Source organism: Pseudomonas xanthosomatis (assembly GCF_019139835.1).
Taxonomy (GTDB): Bacteria; Pseudomonadota; Gammaproteobacteria; order Pseudomonadales; family Pseudomonadaceae; genus Aquipseudomonas; species Aquipseudomonas fakonensis.
Genome location: NZ_CP077075.1, coordinates 4,275,510 through 4,300,018, shown reverse-complemented (window position 1 = coordinate 4,300,018; position 24,509 = coordinate 4,275,510). Strand labels below are relative to the sequence as shown.

Here is a 24,509-nt window from a genome sequence, read left to right as displayed (position 1 = left end):
CGCATTACTTCAAGTTATTCATGCGCCGAGGGGGTGGCGACCTTGCCCTGCAGCCACTGGACGATGGCCCAGGTCTGCTGGTCGACGCGCCGGCCATGGGGCACGATCACGTAGTAGGCCTCCCGGGGCCTGACCACGAAGGGTTCCAGGCGCACCAGCTCGCCGCTGTCGAGCAGGTGCTCGACCAGCCGCCCCCAGCCCAGGGAGATGCCGTAGCCCTGCAATGCGGCGTTGACCGAGTCGGTGTACAGGCTGCAGCGCAGGTTGGTGCGCAGGGTGCTGGGGGTATGGCCCAGGCCCTTGAACCAGGTGGGCCAGGTGTACCAGCCCTCGGAGGTGGAGGCGGCGTCGAGCAGCCCGGCCACGGCCAGTTCTTCAAGGGTTACCGGGGCCGGGTTGCGCGCCAGCCAGGCCGGCGAACACACCGGGAACACCTCTTCCTCGAACAACAGGATCGAAGTGCCGTCCTCCCACTTGCCATCGCCGAAACGAATATCCAGGTCATATTCGCGGGTGCGCAAATCGCCCATGAACATTTGCGTGGCCAGGCGCAGTTGTATATTGGGTAAGTTGTCATTCAGCGCGTTAAGCCGGGGCATGATGCGAAGTTGTGAAAACGGCGCAGTGGAGCCCAGCACTATTTCATGCCGGCCACAGCCCTGGGCAATTTGATCGAAGGCGCTGGCGACCCGTTGCAACGAGTCGGAAATGATCGAAAACAGCAACTCGCCGCTTTCGGTAAGTTGAATGTTGCGGTGCGAACGGTGAAACAACAAGGCGCCGATGTTTTCTTCGAGCACCTTGATCTGCTTGCTCACCGCGGCCTGGGTCACGCCCAGCTCTTTTGCCGCCAGGGTGAAGCTGTTGAGCCGGGCCACAGCCTCGAACTGCAGCAGGGCGGTCATCGACGGGATGATGCGCCGGTAGCCTTTGGGTTTGTGGGTGCCGTCTGCTGTTGTCATTGTTGTACCGAGGGGGCAGGGGATCGGCGGAGTATGCCAGATGGCGGTGACTGTATCGGCAAGCCCGCTCCCACGGAGAACGCGTGGGAGCGGGCTTGCCCCGCGATAAGGCCCGGTCAGGCCAACTGGTAGGTGGTCTTCACCCGGGTAAAGAACTGTCGCGCATGGGTGCCTTGCTCGCGCGAGCCCAGGCTGGAGGCGCCGTTGCCGCCGAACGGCACGTGATAGTCCACCCCGGCGGTGGGCAGGTTGACCATCACCATCCCCGCCGAGCTGTTGCGCTTGAAGTGCTCGGCATGGCGCAGCGAGGTGGTGACGATACCGGCTGACAAACCGAACGCGGTATCTTCGGCAGCCGCAAACGCCTCGTCGTAATCACGTACTTTGAGCACGCTCAGCACCGGCCCGAAAATCTCCTCGCGGTAGATGCGCATGTCAGGCGTCACTTCGGTGAACAGCGCCGGGGTGAAGAAGTACGCACCCGCGGCGTTTCCCACGGCCTCGCCACCACACACAAGCTTGGCCCCTTGCTCGCGGCCGCTGGCCACGTAGGCGAGGTTCTGCTCCAGCTGGCGGCCATCGACCACCGGGCCGATATCGGTGCTGGCCTGCTGCGCATCACCCACCTTCAGTGCGCGGGTACGCTCGGCCAGGCGTGCGACGAATGCGTCGTGAATGCCCTCGGTGACGATCACCCGGGAGCTGGCGGTGCAGCGCTGGCCGGTGCTGTAGAACGAGCCGTTCAGGGCCGCTTCCACGGCCTGCTCAAGGTCTGCGTCATCCAGTACCACCAGCGGGTTTTTACCGCCCATTTCCAGCTGCACTTTCTTCATGCCTTCAGCGGCCAGTTTGGCAATCTGCCGGCCGGTGTTCTCGGAGCCTGTGAAGCTGATGCCGTCTACCTGCGGCGAACGGATGATCGTGTCGCCGACGCTGCGCCCCGGGCCGATCAGCATGTTGAACACACCGGCCGGCAGCCCTGCACGGGAGATGATCTCGGCCAGTGCCCAGGCCGAGGAGGGCACCAGTTCGGCGGGCTTGAACACCACGCAGTTGCCGAAGCACAGCGCAGGCGCAATCTTCCACGCCGGGATGGCGATGGGGAAGTTCCACGGCGCGATAATGCCCACCACGCCCAGCGGCTGGGTGAACACGTCGATGCCCACGTCCTGGCGCACCGACTGGTATTTTTCGCCCTCGGCGCGCAGGGCTTCCTGGGCGTAGAACTTGAACGAGCGCCCGGCGCGGTCCACTTCGCCCAGGGCTTCGCGGACGATCTTGCCTTCCTCGCGGGCCAGCAGCACGGCCAGCTCTTCGCGGCGAGCGAGGATCTCGCTGCCGATGAAGTCCAGCGCATCGGCGCGCTGCTGCGGGTTGCTGCGCCCCCACGCAGGTTGTGCGCGGCGGGCAGCGGCGATGGCCTGTTCGGTGAGCGCCTGGTCTGCGCGCTCGAAGCGCTCGATCACCTCGCCGGGGTTGGACGGGTTGCGGTTTTCCAGCATGTCGGTGCTGCTGCCCAGGGCGATGAAGGCGCCATCGACGTAGCTGCTTTTGGTGGCGAGGGTCATGCGCTGCGAATCCTTTTTTCGGTGCCCTGGCGGGCGAAGAAGTCGGTGATGTTGTGCACGGCGCTGTCCATCAACTGCTGCATGGCGTCCTCGCTGCTCCAGGCAATGTGCGGGTTGAGCAGGAAATCATCGCGCTCGATCAGCTGGAACAGCGGGTTGCTGGGGTGCAGTGGCTCGACTTCGACCACATCCAGCGCCACGCCGCCCAGGCGCCCGTGCAGCAGCGCATCGATCAGCGCCGCCTCGTTGACCACGCCGCCACGGCCGGTGTTGACCACCACCGCGTCCGGCTTCATCAGCGCCAGTTGCGGGGCATCGACCAGGTTGTAGGTTTCCGGCGTCAGCGGGCAGTTGATCGACAGCACGTCGCAGCTTTTCAGCAGCTCGGCCAGCGGCCGGCAGTCCGGGCCACGGCGCTTGCCGCCACGGTCCTCGAACAGCACCTGCATGCCGAAGGCGCGGGCCAGGTGGGCCAGGCGCAGGGCGATCGGGCCGCTGCCGATGATGGCCAGCTGCTTGTCGCGCACATCGCGGATACGGTGGTTGAAGTAGATGTTCTGGTGCGGCTTGTCACCGGCGTGCACCTGGCGCATCAGCCGGGTGAAGGCGCCGGGGCGGCGGAACAGCTCGAGGATCATCGCCAGGCTGTGCTCGGCCACGGTGTTGGCGGCATACCCCGGCACGCTGGACACCTCGATGCCGTGGGCCTCGCAGTAGTCGACATCGACGATGTCGCGGCCAGTCAGGGCCAGCGAGATCATCTTAAGCTTGGGCAACTGGCGCAGGTGCTCTTCACGCAGCGGCACGCTGCAGGTCAGCGCCACCGTGGCGTCCTTGAGGTGCTCCAGCACCTGGTCAGGGTGGGTGTAGGCGAACTGCTGCCAGGTGTGGGCGCAGTCCGGGCGCTTGAGACGGGTCGAGGGCGCCAGGCCGTCGTCGTCGAGAAAGACGATATGTTCGCTCATGCTCGAATCCTTATTTCTTCTGCGCCGGCACGTAGCCGGCCGGGGCCATGCCGACCAGCTGGCGGGTGATGAAGCCTGCATCCTGGTCGTGGTCTTCCAGCGATTCCTTGCGCACCAGGGCGTCACGCACCATATGCGCGCCGAAGAAGCGGAAGGGTTCTGGCGGCAGCAGCTTCATCTGCTGGTTGACCAGGCCGCAGTTGGCCCACTCGTCGTTGGCGTGGGTGGCCAGCGACTTGATGATGCGGCTGGCGAACACCGTGGTGGCCACACCGTTGCCCGAGAAGCCGATGCCGTAGCTGACGGTTTGGTGGTGGTCGAGGTAGCCGAAGTTGGGCAGGCCTTTCATGGCCCGGTCGATCGGGCCGGTCCAGCTGCTGACCACCGGTACGTCTTCGAGCTGCGGGTACAGGCGGCGCAGTTCGGCAGCCACCTTGTCAGCGGCAGGCGAGGGCTTTTCGTAGAGGTTGCCGATGCGCCCGGCGTAGGCGAACTGGCCCAGCGGCTTGCCGAAGATCACCCGGCCGTCCGGGGTGTTGCGCCAGTAGTTGAGCACGGTGCGCGAGTCGGTCATGCACTCGCCGCGGCTGAACCCGATGGCGTCGAGCTTGGCCTTGACCGGCGCGGTGGCGACCATGTCGCTGGACATGATGGCGATCATCCGGCGCAGCTCGGGGAACTGCGCGCCCCAGGCGTTGAGCGCCAGTACCACGTGGTTGGCCTTCACATGGCCCTTGGCGGTGTGCACCACCGGGTGTTTGCCGCGCACCAGGTGGGTGAACGGGGATTTTTCGAAAATCTGCACACCCAGCTTCAGTGCCACCCGGCGCAGGCCGCGGGCGAGCATGGCTGGCTGCACGGTGGCGGCATTGGGGTCGAAGATGCCGCCCAGCACCAGCGGCGAGCCTACGCGCCCGCGAATGGTCTGGCGATCCAGTTCCTGGAACGGGTTGACGCCGAGCTTCTGCAGGCCGTCGGTGAGCTCCTTCCACGAGTTCATCTGGCGCTGGTTGGTGGCGGTCCACAGCCAGCCATCCTTGCGGTACTGGGCGTCGATGCCGTGCTCCTGGCAGAAGCTGCCGATTTCGTCGATGGCCGACTCGGCCGCCTCGCAGATGCGCCGCGCCTCGACATCACCGCAGATGGTACGCACCGACAGGTACTTGCCCCACCAGTTGGTGGCGATGCCGCCGTTGCGCCCGCTGGCGCCGGAGCCGCAGCGGTCGCGCTCGACGATGACGATGGTCTTTTCGGGGTGCGCCTGCTTCAGGCGGATGGCCGACCACAGGCCAAGAAAACCACCGCCGACGATGCACACGTCGGCTTGAATCGAGTCCTGCAGGGCAGGGGCCAGGTCGTTGTCCAGGTCGAGCGCCTGGGCATACCAGAATCCGCGGTACATAAAGGGTGCCTCTGAGCATGTTGGTCTTGTTGGCCACATGATGCTCAGCGCCCCGCGGGGGCGGATATTACAGCCATGACAATTGATGGTACGGGTAAGCCGCTTGTCCGCGAGCTTCTATTTACCGGTAGATCTATGATATTCCGGCTGACGGGCGCTGCTTAAAATGGCGCAAAACGCGGATGTCCAGAGGTCACAGGCCATGTTCGCAGAACAACAAGTACAAACCGATCACGCCCCGCAACCGCTGCTGTCGGTCAAGCCCGAACTGCGGGTGGGCTTCGTGCTGATGAACCAGTTCACCCTGGTGCCGGTGGCGGGCCTGGTGGACTCGTTGCGCTTTGCTGCCGACAAGTCGTTCCGCAGCCAGCAGGTGTATTGCCAGTGGGACTGGATGACCCTGGACGACCAGCCGATCACCGCCAGCTGCGGCATGCCCATTTCACCCACCAAGCCCCTGAACCTGTGGGCCCAGTACGACTACATCGTGCTGGCCGGCGGCTTGCTGGAGCAAACCCGCAACCCGCCCGAGTGGCTGCTGGACGCGCTGCGCGACCTGCATGCGGCGAACATCCCGATCATTGCCTTGTGCTCAGGCTCGTTCGTGCTGGGCAAGGCCGGGCTGCTCGACGGTCGGCGCTGCGCGTTGCACTTCACTTTGCGCGATGAGTTCAAGGAGCGTTTCCCGCTGGCCACCGCAGTGATCGACAAGAGCTACGTGGACGACCGCGGCATCATCACCTGCCCGGGCGGCACCGCCATCGACCTTGCCGCCAGCCTGATCCGCCGCCATTGCGGCGCGGTGCGCGCGCAGAAGGGCCTGGAGTACCTGTTGGTGGACGAGCGCGCCGAGGAGCAGCAAGAGCAGGCGGCCAGCGACAGCGTGTACCAGAACGACCGGGTGCAGCGGGCGATTGCCTTCATGCGCGCCAACCTGGATGCGTCGCTTACCTTGAAGGCGGTGGCCGAGGCGGTGGGCACCCACCCGCGGCAGTTGCACCGCGAGTTTGTCGCAAACACCCAGGAGCCGCCAGCCAACTACTGGCGCAAGCTGCGCCTGGACCATGCCCGGCGGCTGCTGGTGAACACCAGCCAGAACATCACCACCATTGCCCTGACCTGCGGGTTTTCCGATGCTTCGCACTTCATCTTGTGGTTTCGCAAGCAGTATGGCGAGACGCCGTACAGCTTCAGAAAGCGCCGGCATGAGGTGGAGCGGTTCGATTGGCATGGCGACAAGGTGGGGTTGGACCCGGAGTTGTAGCCGAAAAGAATCGCGGGGCAAGCCCGCTCCCACGTTGAATTACGACGTGGGAGCGGGCTTGCCCCGCGATGGCGATTTCAACGCTGGCCGAAAGCCTGAATCTCGATACGGTACTCGGGCGCTGCCAGCGCAGCCCCTACACACGCCCGCACGGGCGGTTGGTCACCTACCCAGGCGTCGTACACCGCGTTCATGGCGGCGAACTCGGCCATGTCTGCCAGCCAGATTTGCACCCGGCTGATGTTGTGCTTGCCTGCACCGATTTGCGCCAGCCATTGCTCGAGCTGGGCCAGTACGCAGCGGGTCTGGGCGGTGATGTCACCTTGCGGCGCCAGGGCGACGATGCCGGAGGTTTCGATACGGCCGTCGATCAGCACCATCTGGCTGGCGCGGGGGCCGGGGTTGATACGTTCGATCATTGCGCTTTTCTTCAGAACAGCACGTAGGTTTTGCGCAGGGTTTCGTGGATTTGCCACACGCCTTCGCAGTTTTCGGGGAACAGCACGGCGTCGCCTGCGCGCAGTTCGACGGGTTCGCCGCCGTCGGGGGTGAAGGTGCAGTGGCCGCTGACGATGTGGCTGAATTCGCGGTTTTTCAGGTGGCGGCGGAAGGTGCCGGGGGTGCTTTCCCATACGCCGATGCTGGCGCCGACGGCTTCGTCGGTTTGGTCCTGGGCGGTGGCGGCCTGGGCGATGGGGTCGCCGATCGGCAGGCGGGCGGGGGCCGGGGTGCCTAGCGGGGTTTCTGGGGCGTTGCGGACTACGGTCAGGGGCTGGGGCATGTTGGGCTCTTTTGGGTTTTTTGGGGGGGCAATATGGCATTGGGGTTCTGGGGGGGATATAACGGTTGGGACGGGATGTGGGATGGGGGTTGTTTATCTGTTTATCTGTTTGTGTTGGTGTTGGTGTTGGTGTTGAAAGTTGTATGCGCATTCATTATGAGGGTGTCAGAAATTTTGTGTTCGGGCATAACATGAGTAAGAGGTGCATATATGCCAACCAAAAAGAAACCCTTGCGTGACCTGCCCAAAATCCCCAAAGAGCTGCTGGAGCAGTTCGGCGAGGGCCTGATGTCCGCAGAAGCAATCGAGGATGCCTCAGCGGCGTTCAAGAAGGCCTTGATCGAGCGTGCCTTGAGTGCCGAACTCGGTCACCACCTGGGTTATCCTCCGGGCGCGCAGCGCCCGGAGGATGAAACCAATCAGCGTAACGGCAAGAGTGGCAAGACGGTTTTGACCGGCGATGGCCCGCTACGACTGGAAATCCCTCGCGATCGAGACGGTAGTTTTGCGCCCATTCTGATCCCCAAACATGAGCGGCGTTACACCGGTTTCGATGACAAGATCATCGCCATGTACGCCCGTGGAATGACGGTCAGAGAGATCCGAGCCTTTCTGTCCGAGCAGTATGGGACGGACGTTTCACCCGACTTCATCAGCTCTGTGACAGACGAGGTCATGGACGAGATTGGCGCGTGGCAACAGCGGCCACTGGAGCCGATGTACCCGGTCATTTTCTTCGATGCGCTGCGGGTGAAGATCCGCGAAGAGGGCCTGGTGCGCAACAAGGCCATTTACTTGGCCCTGGGCGTTCTCCCCGACGGGACGCGAGATATCCTGGGCATCTGGATCGAGAACACCGAGGGTGCGAAGTTTTGGATGAAGGTCTTTAACGATCTCAAGACGCGCGGTGTCGAAGATGTGCTGATTGCCGTGACCGATGGCCTCAAAGGTATGCCAGAGGCTCTCAGTGCCGTGTTTCCAGAGACGACGTTGCAAACGTGCATCGTGCACCTGATCCGCAACAGCCTCGACTACGCGGCCTGGGACAAGCGGCGGGCACTGGCCAAGGAGCTGAAGCCGATTTACCAAGCCATCAATGCGGAAGCGGCTGAGCAAGCACTCGATGAGTTTGAGAACGGGCCGTGGGGCGAGAAATATCCAACAGTGGTGGCTGCCTGGAGACGCGCCTGGGATCGAGTGATTCCATTCTTCGTCTTCCCACCGGCCATCAGAAAGGTGATTTACACCACCAATGCCATCGAGAGCATCAACGCCCAGCTACGCAAGGTCATCAAGACTCGTGGGCATTTCCCAAATGATGACGCAGCGACCAAATTGATCTGGCTGGGATTGCGCAACATAACAGCCAATTGGGGAAAACCGGCCCATGACTGGAAAAGCGCGATGAATCAATTTGCGATTTTGTACGGAGATCGGTTCATCAGGCCGACCTGGTGAGAATCAGGGCCTGCCTAACGGCAGGCAGTTACCGGCCCGCACACAAAAAATCTGACAGTCCCTTCATTATTCGTATTGACGCTTATTCACCTTTCCGCCCTTACGGCGGGTAACTTTTTGAAGGATCAAAAAGTCACCAAAAAATCCTCGCTGGTATGACTCACCCACATGGGTTACAAATCAGTTCACGCACATAGGTAACAGTTTTTAACTGGCATGGTCGGTTTTTCGAGGATCTGACCATGCCTTGGCGAGAGCTGAAACCTATGGACATGAAAGTGCTTTTCATCGCTGACTATCTCCAGGGGGCGCCTAGCTTCAGCGCCCTTTGCGAGGCCTACGAGATCAGTCGAAAGACCGGTTACAAATGGGTCGAGCGTTTCGAGAAAGCTGGCCCAGCAGGCCTAGAGGAACGTAGCCGTCGCCGGCTGACGCAAGATTGGGTTGTACCCGTCGCCGTTCGCGAGGCCATTATCGAATTACGCGGCAAGGGCCAGACGGAGCCTGGGCCCAAGAAGATCCAGGCCGCATTGCAGGAACGTTTTCCTGACCAGGCGCCTCCCTCCAAGACAACGATCTACAACATCCTCAAGAAAGCCGAGCTGATCAAGCCGCGGCGCCTGCGTCAGCGCGTAGCGGTCTATCCCAAGCCGCTTGAAAAGGCGGAGTCGCCCAATCAGCTCTTCACTGCGGACTACAAAGGCCAGTTTCTGACAGGAGCTGGGGTCTGGTGCTATCCGTTGACGATCATGGATCACGCCAGTCGCTTCTTGCTCGCGTGCCACAGCATGGCCAATACGAACTTTCTGGAGACACAGGCTGTGTTCACTGAGGTCTTTCGTGAAAACGGGCTACCTGAACGTATCCGGACCGATAACGGCGTGCCGTTTGCCAGTAAAGGGCGTGCAGGGCTCTCCCAGCTGTCCATCTGGTGGCTGCGCCTAGGCATCATTCCTGAACGTATTGCGCCTGGCAGACCGGAGCAAAATGGTCGGCACGAGCGTATGCACCGAACACTCAAAAGTACGCTTCCGTCACCGCCCGCAGTGGCTTGGGAGGCTCAACAACGGCACTTCGACCGCTTCCGGCAACACTACAATTACGAGCGGCTCCACGAAGCACTGAAGCAGAAAACACCAGCGTCCTGCTACCAGCCTTCGCCACGCCCGTTCCCGGAAAAACTACCTGAAATGACTTACCCCAGTCATATCGAGAGCCTGCCAGCTGATCGCAGTGGCATCGTCAACCGCCGGGGTTTGAGGATCTATGTAGGTTACGTGCTCAAGCATCAGACCATTGGGCTGGAGCAAGTCGGGGATGGGGTGTGGGATGTTATTTTCGGCCCAATCATTCTCGGCAGGATCGATGAGCGAGATGCCGATGATGGTTATGTAACACTTCAGGTGTTGTCACCTATGTGAGCGAACTTTTGTGTAACCCATGTGGGTGACCCGTACACGCTCCATTCATCCGGCCCCTGCGCTGCGCTCCGGGGTTCCCTCACTCCGGGCTTGCTCCGGGGGTACGCGCCGACGGGCCGTCCCTGGCCCGATCGGCGCTCGACCGGCATCCATGCCGGTCGCCCCCCTACGCAATCCCTGCGTTCGGCCTCCTGAAGTCGCGAAGTTAGGGGCGGCGCCTGCACTGGCGCAGCTAACCGCTAGTTGCATTTGTGGGACCTCAGGATTGCAATCGCCGGCAAGCCGGCGATAGGGCCCGAACAAACAACACATCAATAACAATTAAACCAATATCCCAGCTCTTGATCTGGCTCTTGATCTGGCTCTTGATCTGGCTCTTGATCTTGCTTCTAAGCGCGCAATAGCTCAGACAACACAAATCGCGACTTCAGGAGGCCGAGCGTAGGGATTGCGTAGGAGGGCGACCGGCATGGATGCCGGTCGAGCGCCGATCGGGCCAGGGACGGCCCGTCGGCGCGTACCTCCGGAGCAAGCCCGGAGCGAGGGAACCCCCGAAGCGCAGCGTAGGGGGCCGGATGATAGGAGCAGGCGGTTTTGCCTACTTTTGCCAAGACAAAAGTAGGCCGCCGTAAGGGCGGAAAGGTGAATAAAAGCCGCGATCGTCAATGAATGCGCATACATCTCCCAAAGCAATCACCATCAAACCCCGAACCCGAACCCGAACCCGAACCCGAACCCGAACCCGAACCCGAACCCGAACCCGAACCCGAACCCGAACCCAAAAAAACACCCCTATCCCAACCCCACCCATTTCCCCTAACCTTGTAACCCTCGTCCAGTCACATGGCAGGCTCATGGAAAAGGTCATCATCATCACCGGCGCCAGCCGCGGCATAGGTGCCGCCACCGCAATAATGGCCGCACACCAGGGCTACCGCATCTGCATCAATTACCACGCCGACGACCAGGCCGCCGACTCGGTGCTGGCCCAGGTCCGCGCCCTCGGCGCCACGGCCATCGCGGTACGTGCCGACGCCAGCGTCGAGGATGAAGTGGTGCGTATGTTCCAGCGCGTCGACCACGACCTCGGCCCGGTCACCGCGCTGGTCAACAACGCCGGCACCATCGCCACGCAAAGCCGCGTCGAGGACATGTCCGAATTCCGCCTGCTCAAGATCATGAAAACCAACGTGGTCGGCCCCATGCTCTGCGCCAAGCACGCGCTGCTGCGCATGTCCCGGCGCCACGGCGGGCAGGGCGGGGCGATCGTCAACGTATCGTCGGTGGCAGCGCGCCTGGGCTCGCCCAACGAATACGTCGACTACGCGGCCTCCAAGGGCGCACTGGACACCTTCACCCTTGGCCTGGCCAAGGAAGTGGCAGGCGAGGGCGTGCGCGTCAACGGCGTGCGCCCCGGCTACATCCACACCGGTTTCCACGCCCTGAGCGGCGACGCCGGGCGGGTCGCCAAGCTTGAGCCTGGCTTGCCCATGGGCCGCGGCGGGCAGCCGCAGGAGGTGGCCGAAGCCATACTGTGGCTGCTGTCGGACAAGGCGTCCTATTCCACCGGCAGCTTCCTCGACCTGGGCGGTGGCCGCTGACTCAATACGCGCCCGGTCGCCACCAGTGCCTGCTCGAACTGCAACTGCTCGGCGCTGTGCAGCATATGCCCGTAACGGGCAACCCACTGGTCGGCCTCGGCGGGCACCATTTGCCGCAGGTACTGGCCGACCACGTTGGGGATGCCGGCATGGCGGGCATAAGCGGCGTTGGCCAGAATGTGCACATAGTCGCTGTCGGGGCCATGGGGCCGTCGACGAACTCGACGTTTGCCTTCAGCTCGCGCACTTCGGCCTGCAGCCGCGCGTTGCCCTGCTCCAGCGCCTGCAGGCGCCGCAGCAGGGCGTCCTGAGCCGTGCTCTTCGGTGCTGGCATCAACGGGGCCGTCATGAATGTTCGAAAGGGCCAGGGCCCAGGTCAGGGGGCGAGCAGGCCCCGGGCGACAGCAAGCAGCGCGTCGAGCTGGAACGGCTTGCCGATGCTGGCCATCGCGTCGGTCAACGGGAAGTCGGCCAGCGCTTGGGCCTGATCATATCCGGTGATGAACAGAATACGCAGCTCAGGATGCAGTACCAGCGCCTGTAGAGCCAGCTTTCGACCATCCAGCCCGCCCGGCAGGCCAATGTCGGTGATCAACAGGCCAGGGGCCGGGCCTTCACCCAGTGCATCCAGGGCCTCGATACCAGTACCGAAAGCCTCCAGCTGGTGGCCCTGGTCCAGCATTACCTCAGCGATCACCACTCGCAGAGTCGGGTCGTCCTCCACCAGCACTACCCGGCAGCCGCTCAGGTGTTCGGGTGCTGGTGCCGGTTGCGGCGACACAGCCGCAGGTGCGTCGTCGCTGCTGATATGCCTGGGCAGATACAGGTGCACGCGTGTGCCTTGCCCGGGGCTTGAGTGAATATGCAACTGGCCGCCGGACTGGCGCACGAAGCCGTACACCATAGATAGCCCCAGGCCAGTACCCTGGCCGAGTGGCTTGGTGGTGAAAAACGGGTCGACGGCCCGGGCGCTGACGCTCTCGCTCATGCCCGAACCGTTGTCCAGTACCTTCAGTTGCAGGTAGTCGCCGCCAGGCAGTTGCAGCGCCTCGCCCTGGGCCTGTGACAGGCTGATGTTGGCGCAGGCCAGGGTCAGGGTGCCGCCGCCCGGCATGGCGTCACGGGCATTGATGCACAGGTTGAGCAGGGCGTTTTCCAGCTGCGAGGGGTCGACGCAAGCCCGCCACTGGCCGGGCTGTGTCAGGTCCACCAGGGTGATGTGTGCGCCCAGCGAGGTGAGGATCAGCGGCTGCATGCCCTGCAACAGGGCATGCATGTCGATCGGGCGGGGCTGCAGGGTCTGGTGCCTGGCGAACGTCAGCAGGCGCTGCACCAATTGCGCGGCGCGGGCGGTATTTTGCTGAGCGATGCCCAGCAGGTTGCGGGCATCGTTGTCACGGCCTTGGTCAAGGCGCGCGCCGGCAAGCTCGAGGGCGCCGGAAATCCCCCCTAGCAGGTTGTTGAAGTCGTGGGCGATACCGCCGGTCAGCTGGCCCACGGCTTCCATCTTCTGGGCATTGCGCAGGGCCTGTTCGGTGTCGCGCAGACGGTGCTGCTCGACAACCCTCTGGCTGATGTCGTAGGCGAACAGGTAGGCCCCAAGCATGACGCCCTGGCCGTCGCGCAGCAGGTTGAAGCGCATCTCGTAGTGCCGCTCGGCTGGGGATACCTGGAGGGCGATGTTCTCGACGAACACTTCGCCGGCCAGCGCTCGCTCCCACAGCGCCAGCAATTGCGCCTTGGCTTGCGGAAAGACGGGTGGGTGATCGCGAAGACTTACCCCCAGCGGTGGCTCGGGCAGGCCCAGGGAGAGGAAGGTTTGCCGCGCCGTGCGGTTGATCGCCAGCAGGCACATGTTGCGGTCGACCACCATCACGTTGGCCAGGCTGCTGTCGACCAGCTGGGCGAACAGCTTGTGCTGCGCCTGCGCCTCGTCCACCTGCTGGCCCAGCTGCTGATTGAGGTGCAGCAGGTCGGCGCGGGTTTCCCAGGCTGCGCTGCGTTCGTGGAACAGAACGGCCATGCGCCGCGCGCTGGCAGGCTCCAGGCGGTGGATCGACAGCGTCAGGTTGCGCCCGGTAACTTGCAGGCGCTGTTCGATGTACTTGGGTTCGCCGCTGTGCAGCACCGAGGCGTAGTGCCCGATCCAGGCCTCTGCCTCGCCTGGCACGGTTTCGCGCAGCGTTCTGCCGATCACCTTGCGCAAGCCGGTATGGCGGGTGCAGGCCGCGTTGGCATAGACATAGCGATAATCGCTGAGCGGGCCGTGGGGCCCGTCTATCAGCTCGACAATGCACAACCCTTCGGCCATGTGTTCGCACAGCCAATCCAGTTGAGACGATGCTGTGCTTGCGGCCGGGGAAGGCCAGGCTATTGAGTCGGAGCTGGGCATGGTGTGGATCCAAAATGGTGAGCTTTCACTATAGCCAGCGGCCACGACGCGCGCTCGACCCTTCTTCTTCACAGCAGGGCTTTCAAAACGACCGGATGATTTTCCCCAGCGTTTCCATGGCGTGTTCCGCGCTGTCACCCCACGGGCTGCCATAGTTGAGCCGGATGCAATTGCCGAAGCGCCGGGTGGGCGAGAAGATCGGCCCCGGCGCGATGCTGATGCCCTGGGCCTGGGCCATGTGGAACAGCTTCAGGGCGTCTATCTGCTCGGGCAGCTCCAGCCACAGGAAGTAGCCACCGCTGGGCTGGCTGACCCGGGTCTGCGCCGGGAAATGCCGCGTGATGGCCGCCAGCATGTTGGCCTGCTGGCCTTCCAGGGCGTAGCGCAGCTTGCGCAGGTGGCGGTCATAGCCGCCGTGCTGCAGGTAGTCGGCAATTGCCGCTTGGGCCGGCATCGAGGCGCACAGCGAGGTCATCAGCTTGAGCCGTTCGATCTTCTGGGCAAAGCGCCCGGCCGCCACCCAGCCGATGCGGTAGCCCGGTGCCAGGCTCTTGGCGAACGAGCCGCAGTGCATCACCAGGCCTTCTGTGTCGAAGGCCTTGGCCGGCCTGGGCGCCTGCTGCGAGTAGTACAGCTCGGCGTAGACGTCGTCCTCGATCAGCGGCACCTGGTGGCGGCGCAGCAGCTCCACCAACTGCTGTTTTTTCGCCTCGGGCATGCTCGCACCCACCGGGTTCTGGAAGTTGGTCATGCACCACACCGCCTTGACCGGGTGCTTGTCCAGGGTCTGCGCCAGCACCGCCAGGTCCATGCCTTCGCGCGGGTGCACCGGAATTTCCACGGCCTTGAGCTTGAGGCGTTCGAGCACCTGCAGGCAGGCGTAAAAAGCCGGTGCCTCGATGGCCACCAGGTCGCCTGGTTGAGTGACCGCCTGCAGGCACAGGTTCAGGGCTTCCAGCGCGCCGTTGGTGATCAGCAACTCCTCCATGGGCAGCATCAGCCCGCCGACCATGTAGCGCAGAGCAATCTGCCGGCGCAGCTGCGGGTTGCCCGGCGACAGGTCGGTGACCACCATGCGCGGGTCCATGGCCCGGCTCGCGCTGGCCAGCGAGCGCGACAGGCGTTGCAGCGGGAACAGCGTGGGGCTTGGGAACGCCGAGCCGAACGGTACGGTGTGCGGGTCCTTGATCGAGTCGAGGATCGAGAACACCAGGCCGCTGACGTCCACGTCGGTGGACTCGCCCGCCGGCACCTGGGTGTCCGGCTCGCTGAACGGGCGCGGGGTGTGGGCGTTGACGAAGTAGCCCGAGCGCGGCCGGGCGCGTATTAGCCCGCGACGCTCCAGCAGGTAGTAGGCCTGGAACACCGTGGACGGGCTGACCCCATGGGTCTGGCTGGCATAGCGCACCGACGGCACGCGCTCCCCGGGGCCAAGTACCCCGGTGCGGATCAGTTCGGCGATGTCATCGGCAAAGCGTTCGTAGCGTTTCATGGGGTCTGCACTGGCAAGGTGGTGGTGAGTGTATCGGCTCAGCGGTTCATTGGCGCGACGAAGCGGCTTTGTGCGCTGCTGCGGATGTCGGGCTGGTCGCTGTCCTGGATCTCGAAGGTCAGTACCTGCGAGCTGCTGGCCGGGCGCTCGGCCAGCATCGCCACCGACACCGGCAGCTCGCTCATCTCGCCCGCGCCGATGCTGAAGGTGGTGTTGCCGTGCAGCTCGAAGCCGTCGGCGTCCACCAGGCGCAGGTGGTACTGCTGGGGTTGCTGGGTCTTGTTGATGATTTTCAGCAGGTAGATGTTCTCGATCTGGCCCAAGGCGTTTTCGCGGAACAGGCCGCGGTCCTTGATCACGTCCAGCGACACCATCGGGCGTTGCTGCAAGGCCATTACCAACGCGCCGATCATCACCAGCAGCGCCGCGGCGTAGCCCAGCAGGCGCGGGCGCAGCCAGTGGGTGGTGCCGCCCTGCAGGGTGTGCTCGGACTTGTAGCCCACAAGGCCGCGGGCGTAGCCCATCTTGTCCATCACCTCGTCGCAGGCGTCGATGCAGGCGGCGCAGCCGATGCAGGCCATCTGCAGGCCGTCGCGGATGTCGATGCCGGTGGGGCACACCTGCACGCACAGGGTGCAGTCGATGCAGTCGCCCAGGCCCTGGCTGCGCGGGTCGCTGCCCTTTTTGCGCGCCCCGCGCGCTTCGCCGCGGGCCGGGTCGTAAGCCACTGCCAGGGTGTCCTTGTCGAACATCACGCTCTGAAAGCGCGCATAGGGGCACATGTGCAGGCACACCGCCTCGCGCAGCCAGCCGGCGTTGAGGTAGGTGGCGGCGGTGAAGAACACCACCCAGAACAGCGCCACGCCTTCGAGCTCGAAGTTCAGCAGCTCTGCTGCCAGCGGGCGGATCGGGGTGAAGTAACCGACAAAGGTCAGCCCGGTGAGCAAGCCGATGGCCAGCCACAGCGTGTGCTTGAGGCTGCGCCGGGCGAGCTTTTGCAGGCCCCAGGGCGCGGCGGCGAGTTTGATGCGCTGGTTACGATCACCCTCGCAGACCTTCTCGCACCACATGTACAGCCAGGTCCAGGTGCTTTGCGGGCAGCTGTAACCGCACCACACCCGGCCTGCGAACACGGTGATGGCGAACAGGCCGAAGGCGCAGATGATCAGCAGCGCCGACAGCAGGATGAAATCCTGCGGCCAGAAGGTTGCGCCGAAGATGTGGAACTTGCTCTCGGCCAGGTCCCAGAGCACGGCCTGGCGGCCACCCCACTGCAGCCAGGCGGTGCCGAAGAACAGCGCGAACAACAGGCCCGCGAAGCCGATGCGCAGGTTGCGGTAAAGGCCTGTGAAGCTGCGGGTATGGATGCCGCCGCCAGGCTGGCTTTTGCTCGGTTTGACGGCGGCGGGGGCAATCTCGATGACTCGGAAGGGAATACGGTCGCTCATGGTTCATCGCTCATCAGGCCTCGATCAGGCCTGGGCACTATGGCCGCCGATCTGTTTGCAGCACAGACTCAGCTATGGCGATAAAAACCGTATCAGATTGCCCCCTGTTGCCGCGCAGCCCCTAGATTACCGAGCCTGGCGTGCTGGCCTTGAGGTGCCTGCGGCTATCCACCGCACCTGCGACGGTCAGCGCATCGGCTTCGCTTTCGGTGATGGGGATGCGTTCACCGGCCAGGATCGCCACCGACATGCGTAGCTGCTCGTCGGTGACGATCTCGATTTCAGGGCCAGTGCCTTCCAGGCGGATATGGTCGCCGATCAGGGTGCAATGGCGGGTGCTGGGGTCGACTTCGACGGGCATGGGGGTGGCCTCCGTTGGGGTGTTACGGGGTTGACCGCAGGGGTGTGGCAGATGCTGCAACCATCCGCTGGGTGGTTGCCGTGGCACTTGCGGCAATCTGTGGGGTCGTTTTTTGTAGGGGCTGGCTTGAAGGTTCTACGGTCCCTGTGGGATCGCGTGTTTGGAAATTGAGCAACTCAGTTGCTCCTACAACTGTGCTGCCATCACTCCAGGAGCCCCATGGACACCATCCTTGCAGCCATCCAGGCCGAATTCGCCGACATCACCGACGCCCGCCAGGTCACGCAGATTCTCGTGCGCCTGCTGATGGCCGCATTGCTGGGCGCGGTGCTGGGTTTCGAGCGCGAGAGCAAGGGCAAGTCGGCCGGGGTGCGCACGCACATGCTGGTGTCGATGGGCGCGGCATTGTTCGTGCTGGCGCCGAGCATGGCCGGTGCCGACGCGCAGGCGCTGAGCCGGGTGATCCAGGGCATCGTTGCCGGTATCGGGTTTCTGGGGGCGGGTACCATTCTCAAGGGTAACGGCCAGGACACCAGCCACGTGAAGGGCCTGACCACTGCCGCCGGGCTATGGATGACCGCCGCCATCGGCACGGCCGCCGGCATGGGCCGCGAGGCCACGGCGTTGGTGAGTACGGTGCTGGCACTACTGGTGCTGGGCAGCATGCCATTGCTGGTGGAGAAGGTGGAGGGGGAAAGCGAGGAGAAGCGCAAGGAGGAGGAGGGCAGGAAGCACTGAGGGGAGCCGAAGCTCCCCTCAAAGCGTTGTTGCCTGCTCTTTTATTATTATTGGAGACTGGCCTGTTGTTGTTTTTGTCGGCCTTTGCCTCGGTGCTGCGGGGGCCCCTACCCGGGGCCAAGAGCAAACGTATTTTTTTGAGCGCTGACTTGCGTTCATCCAACGTGTGATCCAACCGTGACTGCCGCTACCTTGCAGGTAGTTTTATTGTTCTGTGACCGGTTGCGGGGCTTTTCTGCGAAAGCTTCCCTGGAAAGCACGTCGACTCCAAAAAAATCTGCTTGCTACGCCTCTGCCGTGTTGTTCTTGTTATGTCAGAGCCGTTACATGTTGTTTTTATTAAATGTCGCTGTTTTTTGTTCTTGTTGTGCCAGAGATATAGCAGGTGCCGTGCCAACTTTTGAAAACTCTTTAAAATCAAGCGCTTGATGATTTTGGCGAAAAAGCTGGCACCTGAAATTTTGTCGATTTGTTTCCCTGTTACCCGATTTTTTGCTGCCGGACGTGTAGGCGGTAACACTCGCGCCCACACTTGTGTGACAGCCGTGTGACCTAGCGCGCGCTGCGTGCCCGTGCCACCCGCGAACCCGTGGCCCGGCCCAGCACCGCGCTGATGCGCAGGCCCGCCGCAATCAGCTTGTCGAGGTCGATGCCGGTGTCGATGCCCAGGCCCTGCAGCAGGTACAGCACATCCTCGGTGGCGATATTGCCAGTGGCGCCCTTGGCATAGGGGCAGCCGCCAAGGCCGGCCACCGAGCTGTCGAACACCGCGATGCCTTCCAGCAGGCTTGCATAGACATTGGCCAGTGCCTGGCCGTAGGTGTCGTGGAAGTGCCCGGCCAGTTGCTCGCGTGGCACTTGTGCCGAGACCACCTCGAACAGCCTGCGGGTATCACCGGCGGTGCCGGTGCCGATGGTGTCGCCCAGCGACACCTCGTAGCAGCCCATGTCGTGCAGGGCGCGGGCCACCGGGGCCACCTGCTCGGCCTTGACCACACCCTCGTAGGGGCAGCCCAGCACGCAGGACACATAGCCGCGCACACGCACGCCGTGGCTGCGTGCAGCGCTCATGATCGGCTCGAAGCGCGTCAGGCTCTCGCTGACCGAGCAGTTGATGTTGCGCTGGGAGAACGCCTCGGTGGCGGCGGCGAACACCGCCACCTCTTTCACACCTGCTGCCAGGGCATCTTCGAAACCGCGCAGGTTGGGCGCCAGTGCCGCGTAGGTAACACCTTCGCGTTGGCGAATGCCGGCGAACACTTCGGCGGAGCCGGCCATCTGCGGCACCCACTTGGGCGAGACGAAGCTGCCCACCTCGATATAGCCAACACCTGCGTCGGTGAGGTCGTCCACCAGCTGCACCTTGTCGGCGACGCTGATGGGCTGGGCTTCGTTCTGCAGGCCGTCGCGCGGGCCGACTTCGACCAGGCGCACTTTACGGGGCAATGACATGGCGGGGTTCCTGTGGCAGGTCAACGGTGGAGGGGCTGTTTGTTCAGGGTGGCGGCCAGGGCCTGCTCGCAGCGCTCCTGGGCGGTGTCCAGCTCCAGGTGCATCTGCTGGATATCGAGCATCTGCTGCTCCAGTTGGGCGCGGCGCTCGGCGATCTTCAGCAGCATGCTGTTGAGCTGCTTGAGGTTGCCGCCGGTGGGGTCGTACAGCTCGATCAGTTCGCGGCATTCGGCCAGCGAAAAGCCGATGCGCTTGCCGCGCAGGATGAGCTTGAGGGTCACCTTGTCGCGCGCCGAATAAATGCGCTCCAAGCCCTTGCGCTCGGGGCTGAGCAGGCCCTGTTCTTCGTAAAAGCGGATGGCCCGGGTGGTGATGTCCAGCTCGCGGGACAAATCGGAGATGCTGTAGGTCTGGCTGGTCATGGCGCGGCTCGAAGGGTCGGTCGCGCTAACCTAAAGCCAGCTTTACGTATACGTCAAGCTCAGCGCGCCCCGCCCGCGCCCCGCTCACGCAGGGTTTTGGCCACTTCGGCCTCGATCTCGTAGGCGGGCGCCTCAAGCTCGTCGTAGTTGCGGGTGTAGCGCCGGGCGAACTCCTCAACCCCCAGTTGCTGGTACTGCTGCACGTGCTTGAGCTCGTGGGCCCACAGCGCCACGTTGTCCTCGGCGTCGGTGCTGCGGCGAAAGATCACCGTGTCGATCAGCGTCACCGCATTCACATCGGGGTTCTGCAGCAGGGCGTTGGCGGCGCTGATCTGCTGTTCGTTACCCACCCGGTAACGTGCGGCGTCCAGCACGGCGAAGTCGTACCAGGGTTCGAGTTGGGCGCGGATATGCAACGGGATCGGCTGGGTGCCGCTGGCGTTGGCATCGTCACGGGCCTGGCGCAGAGCGAACACCAGGCTGGCGGTGGCCATGTTCTCGACATCCTTGAACACATCGCCCGGCTGGCCTTCGCCCACCGGCATGCAGAAACACACCACCACGCAGGCCTCGTACTGGCCCTCGGGGCAGTTACCGGCCAGGGCCGGGGCGGCCAGTAACAGGCCGAACAGTGCGCTAATCAGCCTCATCGAGCACCTGCTCCAGTAACGCGCGGCTGGCCTGCAACACTTGTTCCTGCACCGGCTCGCTGGCGAGCATGCGCCCGACAACCAGGGCGCCGACACACTGGCTGATCAGTGCCCAGGCCAGTTGCGGGTCGCCAAGGGTGGCGCCCCAGGCTTGTTGCAGTTGCACCAGCCAGTGTTCGGCTTCTTCGCGCACCGGGCGCTCGGCGCGGGCGATCTCCACCCCCAACGGCGGCAGCGGGCAGCCGCCTTCGGCGTTGTGCAGGTGGGCCAGTGACAGGTACTGATCGAGCAGGCGCTTGAGGCGCGGGCGGTCGATGTTGGTACGGGCCAGCGGGCTATTGCCCAGCTCGCGGCGCACCACCTCGGTGAACAGGTCGTCCTTGGACGGGAAGTGGTTGTAAAACGCACCGCCCGTCAGGCCGATGGCTTTCATCAGCCCTGCCACACCGGTGCCGGCAAAACCGCCGCGCTTGGCCAGCGCGCCACTGCTGGCCAACAGCTTGTCGCGGGTTTGCTGCTTGTGTTCGGTGGAGTAACGCATGCGGGCACCTGGCTTGACGATGGCGTGATCGTAGCATAGCGTTCGTTTACTAAACGATCATTCACTAATGGAGCGGTCCATGGCAGAACAACAAAAGGTCGTGTTGGTGGTGGGGGCGGGCGATGCCACCGGCGGCGAGATTGCCAAGCGCTTTGCCCGTGAGGGTTACATCGCCTGTGTTACCCGGCGCCAGGTCGAGAAGCTGCAACCGCTGGTGGACGAGATCCGCGCCGCTGGCGGCCAGGCCCATGGGTTTGGCTCCGATGCGCGCAAGGAGGACGAGGTGGCCGAGCTGGTCGAAACCATCGAGCGCGATATCGGCCCGATCGAGGCGTTCGTGTTCAACATCGGCGCCAACGTGCCGTGCAGCATTCTCGACGAGACCCCGCGCAAATACTTCAAAATTTGGGAGATGGCCTGCTTTGCAGGCTTTCTTACCGCACAGGCCGTGGCCCGGCGCATGGTTAAGCGCGAGCGCGGCACCCTGCTGTTCACTGGGGCCACCGCCGGTACCCGCGGCGCAGCGGGCTTTGCCGCATTCGCCGGGGCCAAGCATGGCCTGCGCGCCCTGGCCCAGAGCATGGCCCGCGAGCTGGGCCCACGGAACATCCATGTCGCCCATGTGGTGGTGGACGGCGCCATCGACACGGCGTTCATTCGCGACAGCTTCCCCGAGCGTTACGCGCTGAAGGGCCAGGACGGCATCCTCGACCCCGCGCACATTGCCGACAGTTACTGGTACCTGCACAGCCAGCCGCGTGATGCCTGGACGTTCGAGCTCGACCTGCGGCCGTGGATGGAGCGGTGGTAGGCCTGTGAGGGCCCTATCGCCGGCCCAGGCAGCACACCCCCCACAGGCATACAAGGAACCCCCATGCACAAAACCCTAGACTTCTACTTCGACCTCGGCAGCCCCGCCAGCTACCTGGCCTGGACTCAACTGCCGGCGCTGTGCGCCCGCCACCAGGCACAACTGCTGTACCGCCCGATGTTGCTGGGCGGTGTGTTCCAGGCTACCGGCAACGCTTCGCCGGCAATGGTGCCGGCCAAGGGGCGCTACATGTTCATCGACCTTGCCCGCTACGCCGAGCGCTACGGCGTGCCGTTCGGCCTGCCGCCGGGGTTTCCGGTCAACACCCTGAACCTGATGCGCGGGCTTATCGGCACGCAACTGCACGCACCCGAACGCTTCGAGGCCTTGCTCAAGGTGCTGTTCGAAGGGTTGTGGGTAAAGCTGCGCAACCTGTCCGACCCCGATGTGCTGGGCCGTACCCTGGCCGAGGGTGGGTTCGATGCGCAAGTCTTCCAGGCCCTGGCTGTGCGTACCGACGTCAAGGAGGCCTTGAAGGAGGCTACGCAACAGGCAGTGGACAGGGGCTTATTCGGCGCGCCTACCTGTTTTGTCGGCGAGCAGATGTTCTTCGGGCAGGACCGGTTGGACTTCGTCGAGCAGGCCTTGGCCAGCCAGTAACCGCTCGATCTGCCGGCGTTCCCACAGGCTCAGGTGGTCCACCGGGTTGGTGCCGTAGCGCGGCCAGTCGGCCAGGCTGGCCTGGCGCCCGTCGGGGCTGCGGGCATGGCTGCAACAAGCCAGGCCTTCGTCATCCAGCACCAGTGCCAGTTGCCAGCCGTCGATGTGCAGCTGCTGCCGCTGGGCGACCACCTGCTGCGCAACGCCCAGCGCGGCATCGCGCAGGCACTGGTACACCTCGCGGCTGCTGATCATTGCGCTATCAGAAGTTCGCCGGGGTGTTGGCGCTGATGATCTCGGCCTCGTCGGGGCCGATGTTCTTGAAGCTGTGGGGCAGGGTGGTGGGGATGTAGTAGCCGTCACCAGCGTTGAGGATGCTCACCTGGCCATCGACCCACAGCTCCATGGTGCCACGGGTGACCAGGCCGCATTCTTCGCCCACCGAATGCACGATCGGCTCGCCGGAGTCGGCGCCCGGGGCATACAGCTCGCGCAGCATGCGCATCTGCCGGCCTTCGACGCTGGCGCCCACCAGCAGCATGCGCAGGCCGTTACGGCCAAGGTCGGGTTGGTCGCCACCACGGAACACGAAGCGCTCCTCACGCACCGGCTCGTCGAAGCTGAAGAACTCGGCCAGCGACATGGGGATGCCTTCGAGCAGCTTTTTCAGCGAGCTGACCGACGGGCTGACACGGTTTTGCTCGATCTGCGAGATGGTCGAGTTGGTCAGGCCGCTGCGGCGGGCCAGTTCCCGTTGGGATAGGTTGTTGCGTTCACGCACCAGTTTGAGTCGTGTCCCGGTGTCCATAGCCGCCTTGTTTGCAGAGGTGTCAAAAATAATGGGCGACGCATTAAAACACACTCTGCAGGCCTTGCGCCCCTGTGCGTCAGTGGCGCTTGTCCGCCGACGCCGGCCACAGCCCCAGCAGCACCAGCAAGGCGGCCACGGCAAGGAACGGCAGGCGCGGGTCAAGGGTGTACACCAGCGCGCCGGCCAGCGGCCCGATCACCGCGCCCATGCCCTGGGCTGCGCCCACGGAGCCTGCGGTAGCACCCTGCTCGCAAGCCTGCATGGCATTGGCCGCCAGGGCGGAAAACGCCGGGAACACGAAGCCCATGCCAAACGCCGCCACGGCGAATGCGGCCCACAGCCAGGGGGCGCTGCTGGCGAAGGCCGCCGCCCCGAAGCCCAGCCCGGAAACACAGGCACCGATACGGATCATCTTCTGCGGCGGCCATTCCAGCTGGCGCAGCAGCACCTGGGCCAGCATCAGCGCCACGCCCACGGTGGTCAGGGCGATGCCGGCGGCCTGGGCGGCCTCGGTGGCCGGCAGTTGTAGGCGATCAAGGGCGAAAAAGCCCACCACGATCTGCGACACGGTCACGCTGAACATGGCGCAGAACGCCACCAGCAGCGGCCGGCGCAGGCGCGGGTCGCCCAGGCGCACAGGCTGCGGGGCATGGGCGTGGGGCAGCGGTTGCGGCTTGAGCTTGAACAGCAGCACCACGAAGGCCAGCGCCGGCAGCACCGACAGCACATAGAACGGCAGGCTCAGGCTGTAGCGCGCCAACAGCGCCGCTACCGCCGGGCCGAGCACCAGGCCGACCGCGTTGGCTGCGCCCAGCGAGGCCATGGCCCGGGCCCGGCGCTGTGGCGCGACATGGTCGGCGATCAGGGCATTGGCACCCACCGGCAAGGCGGCATAGCAGGCGCCGATCAGGCCGCGCACCAGCATCAGGCCGACGAACGCAGTTGTAGCGCCCGGCAACCAGCGCAGGGCACCGTCGATGAACAGGCACAGAGCCCAATAGGCCAGGGTGAAACCGGCGCTGCCCAGCAGCAACACCCGGCGCCGGCCATAACGGTCGGCCAGTTGGCCCCAGGGCCGGGCCAGCAGCACCCACACCACACCGGCCACGGTGACCGCCGCACCGGCCTGCCAGGTTGCCATGCCGAGCAGGCGGGCGATGGGGCCGATCAGGGCGACGAAGGCCATCATCGACAGGGTGCAGGCCATGCTGACCAGCATCAGTGGGCGCAGGTCGAGGGTACTGGCGGGGGTGAAGGTGGCAGGGTCCTTTGCAACGTTCATGGGCAGTCCAGGGCAGTGGCGAAATGA

Annotated in this window: 23 protein-coding genes and 2 pseudogenes; 7 read left to right on the top strand and 18 right to left on the bottom strand. The window is 64.0% G+C overall.

The features are described from left to right. Positions 1-14: 14 nt before the first annotated feature. The 4 genes from KSS93_RS18895 to KSS93_RS18880 all read right to left on the bottom strand — a co-directional run bounded on the left by KSS93_RS18895 (position 15) and on the right by KSS93_RS18880 (position 4,897). Complete coding sequence (locus KSS93_RS18895) at positions 15-962, bottom strand: LysR substrate-binding domain-containing protein (RefSeq protein ID WP_217885481.1); 948 nt, start codon at positions 960-962, stop codon at positions 15-17. Between the two features lie 116 nt (positions 963-1,078). Beyond that, positions 1,079-2,530 carry an aldehyde dehydrogenase family protein gene (locus tag KSS93_RS18890; protein ID WP_217885480.1) on the bottom strand — a complete coding sequence of 484 codons (1,452 nt, stop codon included), beginning with the start codon at positions 2,528-2,530 and terminating at the stop codon, positions 1,079-1,081. Next, entirely contained in the window at positions 2,527-3,495 is a 969-nt protein-coding gene (locus KSS93_RS18885) for an NAD(P)-dependent oxidoreductase (protein WP_217885479.1), read from the bottom strand. Before KSS93_RS18885 ends, KSS93_RS18890 begins: the two co-directional genes overlap by 4 nt. 10 nt (positions 3,496-3,505) lie before the next feature. After that, positions 3,506-4,897, bottom strand: a complete 1,392-nt coding sequence (locus KSS93_RS18880; protein WP_217885478.1) for an NAD(P)/FAD-dependent oxidoreductase — start codon at positions 4,895-4,897, stop codon at positions 3,506-3,508. A gap of 202 nt (positions 4,898-5,099) precedes the next feature. Here KSS93_RS18880 and KSS93_RS18875 point away from each other — a divergent pair, with 202 nt between their 5' ends. Continuing rightward, the gene (locus tag KSS93_RS18875; protein ID WP_217885477.1) at positions 5,100-6,161 is read left to right on the top strand and encodes a GlxA family transcriptional regulator; all 1,062 of its coding nucleotides are present in this window, start codon (positions 5,100-5,102) and stop codon (positions 6,159-6,161) included. A gap of 77 nt (positions 6,162-6,238) precedes the next feature. Here the strand turns inward: KSS93_RS18875 and KSS93_RS18870 are convergent, their stop codons facing one another. After that, positions 6,239-6,580 carry a RidA family protein gene (locus KSS93_RS18870; protein ID WP_217885476.1) on the bottom strand — a complete coding sequence of 114 codons (342 nt, stop codon included), beginning with the start codon at positions 6,578-6,580 and terminating at the stop codon, positions 6,239-6,241. Positions 6,581-6,591: 11 nt separating this feature from the next. Further along, complete coding sequence (locus KSS93_RS18865; RefSeq protein WP_217885475.1) at positions 6,592-6,942, bottom strand: cupin domain-containing protein; 351 nt, start codon at positions 6,940-6,942, stop codon at positions 6,592-6,594. Positions 6,943-7,152: 210 nt separating this feature from the next. On the opposite strand from KSS93_RS18865, the gene KSS93_RS18860 reads away from it, so the two are divergent. The 3 genes from KSS93_RS18860 (at position 7,153) to KSS93_RS18850 (ending at position 11,422) form a co-directional block, all read left to right on the top strand. Beyond that, positions 7,153-8,400 carry an IS256 family transposase gene (locus KSS93_RS18860; protein WP_217885474.1) on the top strand — a complete coding sequence of 416 codons (1,248 nt, stop codon included), beginning with the start codon at positions 7,153-7,155 and terminating at the stop codon, positions 8,398-8,400. Between the two features lie 242 nt (positions 8,401-8,642). Next, positions 8,643-9,821: an integrase core domain-containing protein gene (locus KSS93_RS18855; RefSeq protein WP_217884504.1), complete on the top strand. Its 1,179-nt coding sequence runs from the start codon at positions 8,643-8,645 to the stop codon at positions 9,819-9,821. A gap of 854 nt (positions 9,822-10,675) precedes the next feature. After that, positions 10,676-11,422 carry an SDR family oxidoreductase gene (locus KSS93_RS18850; RefSeq protein WP_217885473.1) on the top strand — a complete coding sequence of 249 codons (747 nt, stop codon included), beginning with the start codon at positions 10,676-10,678 and terminating at the stop codon, positions 11,420-11,422. Here KSS93_RS18850 and KSS93_RS18845 read toward each other — a convergent pair. The 5 genes and pseudogenes from KSS93_RS18845 to KSS93_RS18825 form a co-directional block, all read right to left on the bottom strand. Further along, a pseudogene (locus tag KSS93_RS18845) lies at positions 11,422-11,756 on the bottom strand (hybrid sensor histidine kinase/response regulator); the annotation flags it as partial. The gene KSS93_RS18850 and the pseudogene KSS93_RS18845 sit on opposite strands and share 1 nt — an antisense overlap. A 42-nt stretch (positions 11,757-11,798) precedes the next feature. Beyond that, the gene (locus tag KSS93_RS18840) at positions 11,799-13,733 is read right to left on the bottom strand and encodes an ATP-binding protein (RefSeq protein ID WP_217885472.1); all 1,935 of its coding nucleotides are present in this window, start codon (positions 13,731-13,733) and stop codon (positions 11,799-11,801) included. Between the two features lie 163 nt (positions 13,734-13,896). After that, on the bottom strand, positions 13,897-15,306 hold the full coding sequence (mapR, locus tag KSS93_RS18835; protein ID WP_217885471.1) for a GntR family transcriptional regulator MpaR: 1,410 nt from the start codon (positions 15,304-15,306) through the stop codon (positions 13,897-13,899). Positions 15,307-15,344: 38 nt separating this feature from the next. Beyond that, positions 15,345-16,754 carry a cytochrome c oxidase accessory protein CcoG gene (ccoG, locus tag KSS93_RS18830; RefSeq protein ID WP_217885470.1) on the bottom strand — a complete coding sequence of 470 codons (1,410 nt, stop codon included), beginning with the start codon at positions 16,752-16,754 and terminating at the stop codon, positions 15,345-15,347. 121 nt (positions 16,755-16,875) lie between these two features. Further along, positions 16,876-17,115, bottom strand: a complete 240-nt coding sequence (locus tag KSS93_RS18825) for a DUF3203 family protein (protein ID WP_217885469.1) — start codon at positions 17,113-17,115, stop codon at positions 16,876-16,878. 219 nt (positions 17,116-17,334) lie between these two features. Between KSS93_RS18825 and KSS93_RS18820 the strand changes: the two genes are divergently transcribed. After that, the gene (locus KSS93_RS18820; protein ID WP_217885468.1) at positions 17,335-17,853 is read left to right on the top strand and encodes an MgtC/SapB family protein; all 519 of its coding nucleotides are present in this window, start codon (positions 17,335-17,337) and stop codon (positions 17,851-17,853) included. Positions 17,854-18,405: 552 nt separating this feature from the next. Here KSS93_RS18820 and KSS93_RS18815 read toward each other — a convergent pair. From KSS93_RS18815 to KSS93_RS18800, 4 genes are read right to left on the bottom strand one after another with little or no spacing between them, the layout of a single operon-like run. Then, positions 18,406-19,305, bottom strand: coding sequence for a hydroxymethylglutaryl-CoA lyase (locus KSS93_RS18815; RefSeq protein ID WP_217885467.1), 900 nt, complete (start codon positions 19,303-19,305; stop codon positions 18,406-18,408). A 20-nt stretch (positions 19,306-19,325) separates the two neighbouring features. After that, the gene (locus KSS93_RS18810; RefSeq protein ID WP_217885466.1) at positions 19,326-19,727 is read right to left on the bottom strand and encodes a MerR family transcriptional regulator; all 402 of its coding nucleotides are present in this window, start codon (positions 19,725-19,727) and stop codon (positions 19,326-19,328) included. Positions 19,728-19,786: 59 nt separating this feature from the next. Further along, a complete protein-coding gene (locus KSS93_RS18805; protein WP_217885465.1) occupies positions 19,787-20,377 on the bottom strand; it encodes an eCIS core domain-containing protein in 591 nt (196 codons plus the stop codon). Beyond that, a complete protein-coding gene (locus KSS93_RS18800) occupies positions 20,364-20,918 on the bottom strand; it encodes a TetR/AcrR family transcriptional regulator (protein ID WP_217885464.1) in 555 nt (184 codons plus the stop codon). Before KSS93_RS18800 ends, KSS93_RS18805 begins: the two co-directional genes overlap by 14 nt. 79 nt (positions 20,919-20,997) lie before the next feature. On the opposite strand from KSS93_RS18800, the gene KSS93_RS18795 reads away from it, so the two are divergent. Then, positions 20,998-21,729 (top strand): SDR family oxidoreductase, encoded by a 732-nt coding sequence (locus KSS93_RS18795; protein WP_217885463.1) that lies wholly within the window; start codon positions 20,998-21,000, stop codon positions 21,727-21,729. A gap of 63 nt (positions 21,730-21,792) precedes the next feature. Continuing rightward, positions 21,793-22,389, top strand: coding sequence for a 2-hydroxychromene-2-carboxylate isomerase (locus KSS93_RS18790; RefSeq protein WP_217885462.1), 597 nt, complete (start codon positions 21,793-21,795; stop codon positions 22,387-22,389). Here KSS93_RS18790 and KSS93_RS18785 read toward each other — a convergent pair. The 3 genes and pseudogenes from KSS93_RS18785 to KSS93_RS18775 all read right to left on the bottom strand — a co-directional run. Further along, positions 22,381-22,644, bottom strand: a pseudogene (locus KSS93_RS18785) (DUF7693 family protein); the annotation flags it as partial. The gene KSS93_RS18790 and the pseudogene KSS93_RS18785 sit on opposite strands and share 9 nt — an antisense overlap. Before the next feature lie 7 nt (positions 22,645-22,651). Next, positions 22,652-23,197: a cupin domain-containing protein gene (locus KSS93_RS18780; protein WP_217885461.1), complete on the bottom strand. Its 546-nt coding sequence runs from the start codon at positions 23,195-23,197 to the stop codon at positions 22,652-22,654. 79 nt (positions 23,198-23,276) lie between these two features. Then, positions 23,277-24,482, bottom strand: a complete 1,206-nt coding sequence (locus KSS93_RS18775; protein ID WP_217885460.1) for an MFS transporter — start codon at positions 24,480-24,482, stop codon at positions 23,277-23,279. Between the last annotated feature and the right edge of the window lie 27 nt (positions 24,483-24,509).

Bases quoted from the DNA above. Each gene is read 5' to 3' on its own strand.
- KSS93_RS18895 (WP_217885481.1), bottom strand. From the start codon at position 962: ATGACAACAGCAGACGGCACCCACAAACCCAAAGGCTACCGGCGCATC.
- KSS93_RS18890 (WP_217885480.1), bottom strand. From the start codon at position 2,530: ATGACCCTCGCCACCAAAAGCAGCTACGTCGATGGCGCCTTCATCGCC.
- KSS93_RS18885 (WP_217885479.1), bottom strand. From the start codon at position 3,495: ATGAGCGAACATATCGTCTTTCTCGACGACGACGGCCTGGCGCCCTCG.
- KSS93_RS18880 (WP_217885478.1), bottom strand. From the start codon at position 4,897: ATGTACCGCGGATTCTGGTATGCCCAGGCGCTCGACCTGGACAACGAC.
- KSS93_RS18875 (WP_217885477.1), top strand. From the start codon at position 5,100: ATGTTCGCAGAACAACAAGTACAAACCGATCACGCCCCGCAACCGCTG.
- KSS93_RS18870 (WP_217885476.1), bottom strand. From the start codon at position 6,580: ATGATCGAACGTATCAACCCCGGCCCCCGCGCCAGCCAGATGGTGCTG.
- KSS93_RS18865 (WP_217885475.1), bottom strand. From the start codon at position 6,942: ATGCCCCAGCCCCTGACCGTAGTCCGCAACGCCCCAGAAACCCCGCTA.
- KSS93_RS18860 (WP_217885474.1), top strand. From the start codon at position 7,153: ATGCCAACCAAAAAGAAACCCTTGCGTGACCTGCCCAAAATCCCCAAA.
- KSS93_RS18855 (WP_217884504.1), top strand. From the start codon at position 8,643: ATGCCTTGGCGAGAGCTGAAACCTATGGACATGAAAGTGCTTTTCATC.
- KSS93_RS18850 (WP_217885473.1), top strand. From the start codon at position 10,676: ATGGAAAAGGTCATCATCATCACCGGCGCCAGCCGCGGCATAGGTGCC.
- KSS93_RS18840 (WP_217885472.1), bottom strand. From the start codon at position 13,733: ATGGCCGAAGGGTTGTGCATTGTCGAGCTGATAGACGGGCCCCACGGC.
- mapR (WP_217885471.1), bottom strand. From the start codon at position 15,306: ATGAAACGCTACGAACGCTTTGCCGATGACATCGCCGAACTGATCCGC.
- ccoG (WP_217885470.1), bottom strand. From the start codon at position 16,754: ATGAGCGACCGTATTCCCTTCCGAGTCATCGAGATTGCCCCCGCCGCC.
- KSS93_RS18825 (WP_217885469.1), bottom strand. From the start codon at position 17,115: ATGCCCGTCGAAGTCGACCCCAGCACCCGCCATTGCACCCTGATCGGC.
- KSS93_RS18820 (WP_217885468.1), top strand. From the start codon at position 17,335: ATGGACACCATCCTTGCAGCCATCCAGGCCGAATTCGCCGACATCACC.
- KSS93_RS18815 (WP_217885467.1), bottom strand. From the start codon at position 19,305: ATGTCATTGCCCCGTAAAGTGCGCCTGGTCGAAGTCGGCCCGCGCGAC.
- KSS93_RS18810 (WP_217885466.1), bottom strand. From the start codon at position 19,727: ATGACCAGCCAGACCTACAGCATCTCCGATTTGTCCCGCGAGCTGGAC.
- KSS93_RS18805 (WP_217885465.1), bottom strand. From the start codon at position 20,377: ATGAGGCTGATTAGCGCACTGTTCGGCCTGTTACTGGCCGCCCCGGCC.
- KSS93_RS18800 (WP_217885464.1), bottom strand. From the start codon at position 20,918: ATGCGTTACTCCACCGAACACAAGCAGCAAACCCGCGACAAGCTGTTG.
- KSS93_RS18795 (WP_217885463.1), top strand. From the start codon at position 20,998: ATGGCAGAACAACAAAAGGTCGTGTTGGTGGTGGGGGCGGGCGATGCC.
- KSS93_RS18790 (WP_217885462.1), top strand. From the start codon at position 21,793: ATGCACAAAACCCTAGACTTCTACTTCGACCTCGGCAGCCCCGCCAGC.
- KSS93_RS18780 (WP_217885461.1), bottom strand. From the start codon at position 23,197: ATGGACACCGGGACACGACTCAAACTGGTGCGTGAACGCAACAACCTA.
- KSS93_RS18775 (WP_217885460.1), bottom strand. From the start codon at position 24,482: ATGAACGTTGCAAAGGACCCTGCCACCTTCACCCCCGCCAGTACCCTC.